Source organism: Neorhizobium sp. P1_A6 (assembly GCF_056406795.1).
Genome location: NZ_JBFTZM010000001.1, coordinates 591,665 through 603,814, shown reverse-complemented (window position 1 = coordinate 603,814; position 12,150 = coordinate 591,665). Strand labels below are relative to the sequence as shown.

Here is a 12,150-nt window from a genome sequence, read left to right as displayed (position 1 = left end):
AGGATTGCCAAGGGGTGGGTCTTTACGAGCCCACCCCTGACGTTTTCATCCGCTCTTTTCGCCCATGTGCCGAGCTAGCTGGATGCGGTATGCCATGCTCAGCCAATTTGCGATCAACGAGTGGGCCATAGACGTGCTGGAGGTAATCCATACCGCCTCCATCGGCACCGGCTCGGCCAACGTTGCCATCCGCCGCCCCGGCCGGCAGGTCTGGCCGACGTCATCGATCGCAAAGACGATGGCCAACTCAGCCTGGGTCGCCCCGGTTGCTATCACCTCGGTCACGAGTGTCCGGTCGACTGGGTCGAGTACGGCGACGACGTCTTCCGAAGTCATTGTGATGATCTCTCCTTTCCATGCTTTCGCCCATTTATGTGGGGCGAGAAGGCAAAATTCCATTTTTGCCTGAGGGATTCGCGGAATCTTGAAAACCTCAGCCCATTGAATTGAGAAAACCTTTTCTCACTTGACAATTTCCTTGGTAAAAGGTTTTCTCACCACAACAGGAGGACAAGAGGCTGGATACGGGGAGGAATAAGAAACGCATTACGATTCATGACGTTGCAGCAGCGGCGGCCGTCAGCATTTCGACTGCATCGAAAGCTCTGAACAACACCGGCCGCATGGGAGACGAGACACGCGAACGGGTCAAACGGGTGGCCACCGATATCGGTTTTCGTCCGAACGCCCTTGCGCGCGGCCTGCTCAGCAAGCGCAGCTTCACGATCGGGCTTCTCACCAACGACACCTACGGCCGATTCACCTTGCCGGTAATGGCTGGCGTATCGGAGGCACTGGTCGATCACGGCGTTTCGGTTTTCCTCTGCGCCATCGAAGACGACCCGGCGCTTGGGCAGATTCATGTCGAAGCAATGCTCGACAAGCAGGTGGACGGCATCATCGCCACCGGCAAGCGGATGGACAGGAGTTTGCCGGTCGATCTCTCGAACCTGTCGGTTCCGGTCGTCTATGCCTTCACCGAAGGGACGCCGAACAGCGTCATCTTCCGGTCGGACGATGCATATGGCGCAACCCTTGCGGTCGAGTGGCTGCAGTCGATCGGGCGGCGCCGGATCGTCCATGTCACCGGCCCGAAGGACTTTTTCTCGGTGCGCGAACGCGCCGATGCCTACAGCATCGCAGCGGGCGAATGCCAACAGGTTCTTTATGGCGTCTGGTCGGAAAGCTGGGGCCATGAGGCGGTCGGCCTGCTCTGGGAGCGCGCCGGCGACAAGCCGGATGCCTTGTTCTGCGGCAACGACCAGATCGCCCGCGGCACGGTGGATGCCCTGCGCGAACGCGGCATCAAGGTGCCGGAAGATGTTTCGGTGATCGGCTTCGACAATTGGGAGATTGTTGCGGCCCAGACCCGGCCACCGCTGACGACGGTGGACATGGAACTGAAGGAACTGGGGCGGCAGGCGGGATTGACCGTCCTGGCGCTCGCCGAAGGACGGTCCGTCGAGCCGGGCGTGCGGAAACTGCCATGCCGGCTGGTCGTCCGGCAATCGTGCGGGGGTGAAACCCCAAGGGAATGAACAAAGCGCCAGGGAGAATGGCGTCAAATTGGGAGGAGTATCATGATTAAGCGCTTATTGGCTGCGACCAGCGTCGTAACCCTATGCCTGGTAGCCAGCGCATCGGCGGCCGAAAAGGTCGAAATGTGGGTTCGCACCGGTGTCGGCGATGCCTTCAAGAAAACCGTAGAAGCCTATAATTCTAGCCACGAGAGCCAGGTCGCGATGACCGAGGTGCCGTTCTCGGAACTGGTACAGAAATATGCGACGGCGATTGCAGGCGGACAGGCGCCTGACGCGCTGTCGATGGACCTGATCTACAATCCCGCCTTTGCGGCGGCAGGCCAGCTCGAAGACCTGACGGACTGGGCGAAGTCCCTGCCCTATTTCAACTCGCTGTCGCCGTCCCATGTCAAGCTCGGCAGCTATCATGGTCGCATCTACGGGCTGCCATTGTCGGTCGAGACCTCGGTCTTCGCCTGGAACAAGGACCTCTACAAGAAGGCCGGTCTCAACCCGGAAAAGGCGCCGGCAAGCTGGGACGAAATCACCGCCAATGCCGAAAAAATCCGCGCCTTGGGTGACGATACCTATGGCTTCTACTTTTCCGGCGGCGGTTGCGGCGGCTGCATGATCTTCACCTTCACCCCGCTTGTCTGGGGCTCATCGGCCGACATCCTGTCAGCCGATGGCAAGGCGGCGACCCTCGATACGCCGCAAATGCGCCAGGCCATCAATATCTACCGCAACATGGTCAAGAAGGATCTCGTGCCGGCGGGCGCTGCCAGCGACAATGGGGTGAACTTCCTCTCGTTCACCAACGGCAAGATCGGCCAGCAGAGCCTTGGTGCCTTTGCCATCGGCTCGCTGGTGACCGAGCATCCGGATATCAATTTCGGCGTAACGCTGATCCCCGGCGCGACAGGCGGTACGTCGTCCTTTGCCGGCGGTGACAATTTTGTCGTCACCAAGGGGACGCCGAAGATCGCCGCCGTCAAGAAATTTCTCGAATACATCTATTCCGAGGACGGCCAGAAGATCATGGCCAAATACGGAAGCCTGCCGACACGGGGGGATATTGCCGAAAAGGTCCTGCAAGGTCTCGATCCACGCCTGCAGGTTGGCATAGACGCGATCGCGGTCGCAAAGACCCCTTACACGCTGCAATTCAACGACCTGATCAACAGCGCGAACGGCCCCTGGGCGAGCTTCACCAACGCCGCCATTTTCGGTGATGACGTCGATGGCGCCTTTGCCAATGCGCAAAGCGAAATGCAGTCGATCATCGACAGCGGCCAGTAACCTCCCAAAGGCTGCTGCGACCGGAAGGCGAAAACCCACCTTCCGGTCACCTTTCCACCGTCTCTGCGGAGCATCTGGATGACTGTTTCCGGCTCAAAGACCCTATTGCCCAGACGCCGGCGCGCCCGCAGAACCGGCTTGCGCGGTCTGGTCTACATCGCGCCGGCGATGGCACTCGTCATCACCTTCTTCATCATCCCGGTGATCTTCACCGGCTGGATGAGCCTGCACAACTGGCCGCTGATGGGTGGCACGCGCTGGATCGGGTTCAGGAACTACGTCCGCATGTTCCACGACGCCCGCTTCATGTCTGCGCTGCAGTTCACCGCCTACTATACCGTCATCGTCACCATCGCGATCTTCGCCGTCGCCTTTCCGCTGGCGATCTTCGTCGAGAAGCAGCGGCGCTTCGTCAGCGCCTACCGCACCATCATCTTCCTGCCGGTTGTCGTTGGTCTTGCCACGGCTTCGCTGCTCTGGGTGTGGCTTGCCAATGTCGACAGCGGCTTCATCGGTCCGGCGCTGAAAGCACTCGGATGGGTGGACAAGAGCCCGAACCTGCTCGCCACCTTCGACAGCGCCTTCCTCACTATTATCGTCATGGTCGTCTGGAAGATCGCCGGCTTTACAATGATCATTCTGCTCACGGGTCTTCAGGCCATTCCAGCCGAACTGACGGAGGCGGCCCGGATCGATGGCGCAAGCCGCTGGCAGCGTTTCCGGCACCTGACGCTGCCCTTGATGCGCAAAACCATCGCCCTGGCGCTGATCATCTCCGTGACCGGCTCGATCCTCGCCTTCGACCAGTTCTACATCATGACGTCGGGTGGGCCGCAGAACCGGATGATCTCGGTAGTCTACTACATCTTCAACCAATCCTTCGTGTCCTTCAATCTCGGCTATGGCGCAGCTTTGTCGATAGCACTTCTCGCCATTCTGGTTGCCATCAGCATCATCCAACTCTGGCTGCTTCGCGTCCGGGAGGAAAAACCGTGACACCTGTAAATACGACACCCGCCAAGCAGCGCCGTGTGCGCAAGGCCGTCCGATCAAACGGCGCCTATCATGCCACCGGGATCGCCATTTCGCTGTTCTTCTTGGCGCCCTTCGCCATTGCGTTTCTGGCCTCGTTTCGCCATGGCGCGGAAGCCCGCCTGCCGCCTCTGCCGCCATGGCCGACCAATGGTTTCAGCCTCGATGCCTATGGATCGCTGGACGGTTTCGGCGCCGGGATCTGGCAGCACACGATCAATTCGCTGCTGGTGTCGCTCGCAACCGTTGTGCTGACCGTAGCGGTCAGCCTACTTGCTGGTTACGGCTTCTCCCGCTACCGGTTTCCGCTAAAGAACGTGCTGTTCGTTTTGATCATTGCCACGCTGATGATCCCGTTCCAATCGATCCTGACCCCGCTGTTCATCATTCTTGCTAAGCTCGGACTGAACAATTCGCTGTTCGGGCTGACGCTTATCTACGTCACGCTGCAGCTGCCCTTCTCGGTCTTCATGATGCGAAACGCCTTCGACGCCGTGCCGAAGGAGATCGAGGAGGCAGCGCGCATCGACGGCGCGCGGGACCTGCGATTGCTGGTGCGCGTCCTGCTGCCACTGGTGCTGCCGGGCGTCGCAACGGTGGCGATCTTCGCCTTCCTCAATGCCTGGAACGAATTTCTCGCAGCCCTGATCCTCCTCGCCAGCAACGAGAAATACACCCTGCCCGTCCTGATGATGGCAGTGCGCGCCGGCCGTCTCGGCGCGGTCAACTGGGGCGCGGTACAGGCCGGCGTCGCGGTCATGACGATCCCCTGCCTGATCGTCTTCCTGCTTTTGCAACGCTATTACATGCGCGGGCTGATGGCCGGTGCGGTGAAATAATCTGAAGAAACGGATGACGCGATGAACACCATGAAAAGAGACCGCCAGTTCCGCCCGCTGCCCGTACCCAGCGTCGATATCCACGGCCTATTCGGCGATCGCCAGGAAGCGATCTGCGACACCACGGCCGAAATGCTGCTCGACCGCTGCGTCGAGGCTGGCATGCTTGATGCCATCGACACCAGCAAGCCGAGCCCCGGCATCGTCATCCCGATCCAACCCTGGGGCGGCACCACGCAGATGTTCTGGGACTCGGATCTCGGCAAGTCGATCGAGACGGTGGCCTATTCGCTCTATCGGCGGAAGAACCCGAAGCTCGAAGCCCGTGTCGACGAGATCATCGACATGTACGGAAAGATGCAGGATGAGGACGGTTACCTGAACGCCTGGTTCCAGCGCGTCCAGCCGGATCGCCGATGGACCAACCTGCGCGACCATCATGAACTCTATTGCGCCGGTCATTTGATCGAAGGAGCGGTCGCTTATTTTCAGGCAACCGGCAAGCGCAAGCTTCTCGATATCATGTGCCGTTATGCCGATTACCTGATCAAGACTTTCGGCCGTGGCGAGGGCCAACTGCGCGGCTATTGCGGCCATGAGGAAATCGAGCTGGCACTAGTGAAGCTGGCGCGTGTGACGGGACAAAAGAAATATCTCCACCTCTGCAAATTCTTCATCGACGAGCGCGGCACCGAACCGCATTATTTCACAGAGGAAGCGATCCGCGACGGCCGCGATCCCGCCAATTTCATCCAGAAAACCTATGAATACAGCCAGTCGCATCAGCCGGTGCGCGAACAGACAAAGGTCGTCGGTCATGCCGTGCGCGCCATGTATCTTTATTGCGGCATGGCCGATATCGCCACCGAATACAATGATGACAGCCTGACGGCGGCGCTCGATACGCTTTGGGACGATCTGATCACCAAGCAGATGTATCTCACCGGCGGTATCGGGCCTGCCGTCTCCAATGAAGGGTTCACCGACTATTACGACCTGCCGAACGAAAGCGCCTATGCCGAAACCTGCGCTTCCGTCGGTCTCGTCTTCTGGGCGAGCCGCATGCTCGGGCGCGGTCCGAACCGGCGCTATGCCGACATCATGGAACAGGCGCTCTACAATGGCGCCATGTCCGGCCTGTCGCTCGACGGCAAAACCTTCTTCTATGAAAACCCTCTGGAAAGCGCCGGGAAGCATCACCGCTGGATCTGGCATCCCTGCCCCTGCTGCCCACCCAATATCGCCCGTCTGCTCGCGTCAATCGGCTCGTATATGTATGCGGTGTCGGACGACGAGATCGCCGTCCATCTTTACGGCGAAAGCCAGGCCCGATTCGATATCGGTGGGGCCAAGGTGCGGCTGGCCGAAAAGACGCATTATCCCTGGGACGGCGCGATCGGATTCGATGTGACGACGGACAGGACGACACGCTTTGCGATCTCACTGCGCATCCCCGAATGGGCGGATGGCGTAACGCTGAAGGTCAATGGCGAAACGATCGATCTTGCCTCGGTCACGATCGACGGCTATGCCCGCATCGATCGGGACTGGACGAGCGGCGATCATATCGATCTCGATATTCCCTTGGCGCCGCGCGCGCTGTTTGCCAATCCGCTGGTGCGGCACGATGCCGGCCGCACGGCGCTGATGCGCGGGCCGATGGTCTATTGCGTCGAGGCGACCGACAATGGCGACGGCTTGAACGGCATCAGGCTGACAAGCGGCGTTTCGCAGGCAACGACGGCTGACTTAAAAGATCTCGGCGGCGCCGTGGCGCTCGATGTTCCCGCAAGCCGCGACAAGGCTGATTGGGGTGACGCGCTCTATCGCACCCGGCCGCCTGAGACGGAGGAAGCGATGGTACGGTTCGTACCCTATCCTTTCTGGGACAACAGGTCGCCAGGTGAAATGCTGGTCTGGGTCAGAGCGGGCGAACGCAACGATGCGTGACGAGATAGCCAGAACCGGGGTCGTGCTTACCGATATCCGCAAGAGTTTCGGCAACCTGGAGGTCATTCATGGCATCAACCTCCGGATCACCGAAGGATCCTTTGTCGTCTTCGTCGGTCCGTCCGGCTGCGGAAAATCGACGCTGCTGCGGATGATTGCCGGGCTCGAAGAGGTCACTGACGGCGAAATCGAGATCAAGGGGCGCGATGTCACCGATCTCGATCCGTCCGAGCGCGGCATCGCTATGGTGTTCCAGTCCTATGCGCTGTACCCGCATATGAGCGTGCGCGACAATCTGGCGTTCGGTCTGAAAATGGCGCGGACGCCAGAGGCGGAAATCGAAGCGCGAGTGAGGGCGGCCTCTGCGATCCTGAAAATCGATCCGCTGCTGGATCGCCGCCCCGGCCAGCTGTCCGGCGGCCAACGCCAGCGGGTGGCGATCGGCCGCGCAATCGTGCGCAAACCCGAGGTGTTTCTCTTCGACGAGCCGTTGTCCAATCTCGATGCTGAATTGCGGGTATCGATGCGTATCGAGATCGCAAGGCTGCACCGGGAACTACGCAATACGATGATCTACGTCACCCACGACCAGACGGAAGCGATGACGCTGGCCGACATGATAGTGGTCCTTCGCGACGGGCGGATAGAGCAGACCGGCAGCCCGCGTGAGGTCTACGAAAAACCGGCCAACATTTTCGTTGCCGGGTTCATCGGCTCGCCGCGCATGAACTTTCTGGAAGCGAAATGGGCGGAAGATGGATCGGTATTGCTCGGCGGCAGCCGGATTCCGGTATCACTGGACGCACAGGCATTGTCGCCGGGCGAAAAGATCACGCTGGGCATTCGCCCCGAACATCTGTTCGTGTCGACCGCCGGCGAAGCGATGCTGCAGGCCAGGGTGGATTTCTCGGAATATCTAGGCGGGACCCAATTTCTTTACTGCCAGACGGACGAAGGGCAGGCCATCATCGCAGAACACCGGTCACCGGTTCCTGTTGACGCCGGCGATACCGTCCATTTTTCGTGGGATGGCCCGCACCTGCGCTTTTTCGATAGCGCTGGGATGCGAATCGAACAAACCGCACTGACGGATACGCTGGCTCCTAATGACAATTTAACGGTTTAAGGATGCCAAAGTAAGGATTGAGGGCTGATTTTGAAGATCTGCGGTGGCGTCGCGATGCTTCGGGACAATCAATGAAAACGGATGAATAGCTTTGACCCGCGAAATGTCTGCCGGCAAGGCACCAAAAGTCTCTCGCAGGCCTCGAGAAGATTAAGAGAAAAGAAGGCCCGGCAGCGAAATCACCGGAAAGCCGACATACATCATGTCCACCCAGAAAACTGTCCACGCCGACCATATCCGGCGAGGCAGTGTCTTATGCCGATTTCCGAATGGTCACGTTCCTTCCCTTCAACGACGTCGCTCTCCTCCCGCCGTCGTGGCAACATATCGCCCTCGTCAGGGATCGCGTTGCGCGTCGGTAATCCGCTCGCGGGCGCGCACCAGATGGTAGCGCATATAGAGCGCCGCGTGCTCCCCGTTTCTCGCCCGGATCGCTTCGACGATCTGCTGGTGCTCGCGCAGCACGGCGATGCGTCGCTCGTCCGAGCCCAGTTTCGTCAGGTTGAGCGCCACGCCCATGGAGCCGCTGATCTCTCCGCGCAGGTGCTCAAAGAGCGATACGAACAGGTCGTTGCCGCTCGCGACGGCGACCTCGCGATGAAAATTGAAATCCGCCTCGCTGGGAGACTGGCCGTTCATGATTTTTTCGCGCAGCAGCTCGTTGGCTTCGTCGAGATTGTGAAGGTTCTGGCTGGAGCGACGCTCCGCCGCCAGCGACGCTGCCGCAGCCTCCAGCGCGAAACGAACCTCGAAGGACTTCAGATAACCCGCGACATTGGACGGCAGCACGAAGCGGGTAATGGCCGAGGGCGGCACGGCGCGCACGAATGTGCCGGAACCGCGCCGCGAATAGACAAGGCCATCAGCCTGCAACCGGATCAAGGCCTGGCGAACCACCGGGCGCGATACGGAGAAAGCAGAGCAGATATCGTTCTCCGCCGGCAGCCGATCGCCTTCCTTGAAGGCGCCGTTCAGAATCTGCTCCAGGATCTGGCCGTATAGTTTGTCCGCCAGCCTCTCCTTGCGCGGCGGCGTCAATTGCAGTTCCGCCATTCAACATCTCCCCCTAGCTCCCAAAACTCTCGTCCCGGCGGCCCTCCCGGCGCGCGATATGGCAGTCCCGACCATGGCGCGGGCCTGCCTATCTATCGATAGGCGCAATTTCAAAGATGTCATCAAAAATTACTTCTTTTGCGGCTTTTTTTACAAAATTTGAAATGAGAGTTGACAACTTAGGTGACCGTGTTAGCGTATTCGAAATTGTCGAAGTGCATTCGGCGTCTCAGGGAGGAGATATTCAGATGCAGCACACGGCGCGAATCGACCATCATCGCTGCCGCGGGAAACGCAGCTGAGGTCGCAAAGCCAAACTTCAACGTCATTTCTGTCGCACCCTGGGCCGTAAGCCACGAAGCTTCGGCAACAGGGAGTTTTTGCCCGCTTCAGGCATCGGTCGACAGTACATTTCTTCAAGCCCGGCACGCCAGCGCGTCGGCTCGCTCATTCATGCCTTTTCCGACAGAGGAACACTGCCGCACATCCTCGAATATTTCTACGAACAGATCAAAGGCGAGGACTCGCGACGGATCGAATTCCTGATGCTGAACACGACAAGCAGAACGAACTGAAGAGCTCGAAGATTTCAATTGGGAGGTTGAACATGATGAAACATCTTATGGCGGCGACATTTCTGGTCGCTGCAGCGCTGACGGTCCCGCAGGGCGCAGCGCTCGCCGCATCGCCGCCGAACATGCTGGTGATCGGCACGAACCTGACCGGCATCCGTACTCTGGACCCGGCGGACAACAATGCCCGCACGGTTTCGGAGCTGATTTCCAATATCTACGACAACCTCGTCCAGCTGCCGCAGAACGACCTGCAGAAGCTGCAGCCGATGCTCGCGACCAAGTGGAGCGCCTCGGCCGACGGCAAGCTGATCACCATCACGCTGCGCAGCGACGCCACGTTCCAGAGCGGCAATCCGGTGACCGCCGAAGATGCCGCCTGGTCGATCCAGCGCGTCATCAAGCGTGGTCAGGTCGGCTCGACCGATATTGCGCTCTGGGGCTTTACAGCCGACAATGTCGAAAAGCTGGTGCGCGCCAAGGATGCGCAGACGCTGGAAATCGAGCTGCCGATCCAGGTCAGCACCGATCTCGTGCTTTATTCGCTCGCCAGCTCCTCGCTTGGCATCGTCGACAAGAAGACCGTCATGTCGCATGAGGCGAACGGTGATTTCGGCGCCGCCTGGCTTGCCGCCAACTCCGCCGGCAGCGGTCCTTTCACGCTTTCGCAATGGCGTCCGAACGACATCGCCGTCTTCGAAGCCAACAAGAAATACTGGGGCGGTGTCCCGGCCATGGTCCGCGTCATCACCCGGCATATCCCCGAATCCGGTAACCTGCGCCTTCAGCTGCAGGCCGGCGACGTGGATGTCGGCCAGTATCTCGCAAGCGGCGACCTGGATGCGCTGGCGAACGACAAGAAGATGGTGATCGACAATGTTCCGGGTCTCGGTTTCTATTATATCGCGCTGAACCAGAAGGACCCTGATCTGCAGAAGCCTCTGGTCCGCGAAGCATTCCAGCATGCTTTCGACTGGAAGGCGATCTCCGGCAATATCATGCGCTATACCGGCTTCCCGTGGCAGTCCGTCGTGCCGAAGGGCATGATCGGTGCACCGACCGACACTACATCCCGTTACGACTACGACCCGGCCAAGGCCAAGGCCTTGCTGGCGCAGGCCGGTTATCCGAATGGCCTCAAGAAGGTGCTGAACCCGTCGGGTGCCGCAACATTGCCGTTCACTGAGGCCCTGCAGGCAAGCGCCCGTGCGGCCGGCTTCGACCTTAACCTGGTGCCCGGCGAGTACACACCAGCCTTCCGCGAGCGCAAATACGAAATCCTGCTCGGCAATTCCGGTGCCCGCCTGCCCGATCCGTTCGCGGTCGCCACCCAATATGCCTACAACCCGGACAATCGCGACGAGGCCCGTCTCGGCAGCTATTACCTGTGGCGCACCGCCATGCAGGTTCCAGAGCTGAACACCCTTGTCGATCAGTCGATGAAGGAACACGATACGACCAAGCGCACGGAAATATTCAAGAAGATCGATGCGATCTACAAGGGCATGAACCCGCCGCTGATCGTCTTCTTCCAGCGCACCGACCCCTATGTCATTCGCGCCAATGTCAAGGGTTATCAGGGGCATACGACCTGGTCGACCCGTTGGCACGACGTGACGAAAACCAAGGAGTAGGATTGACGTGGCCAGCGTGGACATGACGACACGAGACAACTCGCCCGTACCGACCACGACTGGTCCCGCCACCAATGGCCCGGTCGATGACATGCCGGACGATGGCATCAAGCTTGCCGTCCGTCACTTCATCGGTCGCGTCGTCGCTGTGGTGACGACGCTGCTGGGGCTGCTCTTCCTGACCTTCTCGATGGGACGCCTGCTGCCGGCCGATCCGGTTCTGGCGATCACCGGACCCGAGGTCAGCAAGGAAGTCTACGACCGGGTTTTCAAGCAACTCGGGCTCGACCAGCCCGTCTACATCCAGTTCCTCAGCTATGTGAAAAGAGTGCTGACCGGCGATCTCGGCGTCTCCGCGATCACCGGCCAGCCCATCGTCACCGATCTGCTGTCGATCTTCCCGGCGACGATCGAACTGACCCTGGTGGCGATGATCGTCGGCACTATCGTTGGCGTGCCACTCGGCATCACGGCTGCGGTTCATCGCGGCAAGCCGATCGACCATGTCGCCCGTATCGTCGGTCTTGCAGGCCATTCGATCCCGACCTTCTGGATGGGTCTGATGGCGCTCTTCATCTTCTATGCCAAGCTGCAATGGGTCGGTGCATCGGGGCGCGTCGATGTTTATTACGAAGGCATCGTCACGCCGGTGACCGGCTTCCTGCTGCTCGACTCCGCCATGGAAGCCAATTGGGACGTCTTCCAGAATGCGCTCGGCCACATCATCCTTCCCGGCTCGATCCTCGGTTATTATTCCGTCGCCTATATCAGCCGCATGTCGCGCAGCTTCATGCTGGAGCAGCTCGGCCAGGAATACATCATCACGGCGCGCGCCAAGGGGCTGGCCTCCCGCCAGGTGATCTGGCGCCATGCCTTCCGCAACATCCGCGTCCAGCTCCTGACCATCATAGCGCTGACGCTCGGCGGCCTGCTTGAAGGCGCGGTGCTGATCGAGACCGTCTTTGCCTGGCCGGGGCTCGGCCAGTATCTCACCCGCGGCTTGCAGATGAACGACATGAATGTCGTCATGGGCGCGGTTCTCACCATCGGGATCGTCTTCCTGATCATCAACATCACGTCGGATGTGCTCTACCGCATCCTCGACCCGAGAACACGGTGACAGAT

10 protein-coding genes are annotated in these 12,150 nt (G+C 59.9%); 8 read left to right on the top strand and 2 right to left on the bottom strand.

The annotated features are described in order from the left end of the window. Positions 1-45 precede the first annotated feature (45 nt). Entirely contained in the window at positions 46-336 is a 291-nt protein-coding gene (locus AC1D3C_RS02805) for a hypothetical protein (RefSeq protein ID WP_477482010.1), read from the bottom strand. Positions 337-518: 182 nt separating this feature from the next. Here AC1D3C_RS02805 and AC1D3C_RS02800 point away from each other — a divergent pair, with 182 nt between their 5' ends. The 6 genes from AC1D3C_RS02800 (at position 519) to AC1D3C_RS02775 (ending at position 7,766) form a co-directional block, all read left to right on the top strand. After that, positions 519-1,538 (top strand): LacI family DNA-binding transcriptional regulator, encoded by a 1,020-nt coding sequence (locus tag AC1D3C_RS02800; protein WP_080719319.1) that lies wholly within the window; start codon positions 519-521, stop codon positions 1,536-1,538. 42 nt (positions 1,539-1,580) lie between these two features. Beyond that, positions 1,581-2,819, top strand: coding sequence for an ABC transporter substrate-binding protein (locus AC1D3C_RS02795; RefSeq protein ID WP_477481790.1), 1,239 nt, complete (start codon positions 1,581-1,583; stop codon positions 2,817-2,819). 78 nt (positions 2,820-2,897) lie between these two features. Beyond that, positions 2,898-3,815, top strand: a complete 918-nt coding sequence (locus AC1D3C_RS02790) for a carbohydrate ABC transporter permease (protein WP_477481789.1) — start codon at positions 2,898-2,900, stop codon at positions 3,813-3,815. Next, positions 3,812-4,690 (top strand): carbohydrate ABC transporter permease, encoded by an 879-nt coding sequence (locus AC1D3C_RS02785; protein ID WP_477481788.1) that lies wholly within the window; start codon positions 3,812-3,814, stop codon positions 4,688-4,690. Before AC1D3C_RS02790 ends, AC1D3C_RS02785 begins: the two co-directional genes overlap by 4 nt. A gap of 21 nt (positions 4,691-4,711) precedes the next feature. After that, a complete protein-coding gene (locus AC1D3C_RS02780) occupies positions 4,712-6,640 on the top strand; it encodes a glycoside hydrolase family 127 protein (protein WP_477481787.1) in 1,929 nt (642 codons plus the stop codon). Then, complete coding sequence (locus AC1D3C_RS02775; RefSeq protein WP_477481786.1) at positions 6,633-7,766, top strand: ABC transporter ATP-binding protein; 1,134 nt, start codon at positions 6,633-6,635, stop codon at positions 7,764-7,766. Before AC1D3C_RS02780 ends, AC1D3C_RS02775 begins: the two co-directional genes overlap by 8 nt. A gap of 336 nt (positions 7,767-8,102) precedes the next feature. Here the strand turns inward: AC1D3C_RS02775 and AC1D3C_RS02770 are convergent, their stop codons facing one another. After that, entirely contained in the window at positions 8,103-8,819 is a 717-nt protein-coding gene (locus tag AC1D3C_RS02770) for a FadR/GntR family transcriptional regulator (RefSeq protein WP_040124163.1), read from the bottom strand. A gap of 622 nt (positions 8,820-9,441) precedes the next feature. Here AC1D3C_RS02770 and AC1D3C_RS02765 point away from each other — a divergent pair. Continuing rightward, the gene (locus AC1D3C_RS02765) at positions 9,442-11,025 is read left to right on the top strand and encodes an ABC transporter substrate-binding protein (protein WP_477481994.1); all 1,584 of its coding nucleotides are present in this window, start codon (positions 9,442-9,444) and stop codon (positions 11,023-11,025) included. A gap of 7 nt (positions 11,026-11,032) precedes the next feature. Continuing rightward, entirely contained in the window at positions 11,033-12,145 is a 1,113-nt protein-coding gene (locus AC1D3C_RS02760) for an ABC transporter permease (protein WP_477481785.1), read from the top strand. Positions 12,146-12,150 lie beyond the last annotated feature (5 nt).

Coding starts and splice junctions, on each gene's coding strand:
- AC1D3C_RS02770 (WP_040124163.1), bottom strand. CDS start 8,819: ATGGCGGAACTGCAATTGACGCCGCCGCGCAAGGAGAGGCTGGCGGAC.
- AC1D3C_RS02775 (WP_477481786.1), top strand. CDS start 6,633: ATGCGTGACGAGATAGCCAGAACCGGGGTCGTGCTTACCGATATCCGC.
- AC1D3C_RS02795 (WP_477481790.1), top strand. CDS start 1,581: ATGATTAAGCGCTTATTGGCTGCGACCAGCGTCGTAACCCTATGCCTG.
- AC1D3C_RS02780 (WP_477481787.1), top strand. CDS start 4,712: ATGAACACCATGAAAAGAGACCGCCAGTTCCGCCCGCTGCCCGTACCC.
- AC1D3C_RS02765 (WP_477481994.1), top strand. CDS start 9,442: ATGGCGGCGACATTTCTGGTCGCTGCAGCGCTGACGGTCCCGCAGGGC.
- AC1D3C_RS02805 (WP_477482010.1), bottom strand. CDS start 336: ATGACTTCGGAAGACGTCGTCGCCGTACTCGACCCAGTCGACCGGACA.
- AC1D3C_RS02790 (WP_477481789.1), top strand. CDS start 2,898: ATGACTGTTTCCGGCTCAAAGACCCTATTGCCCAGACGCCGGCGCGCC.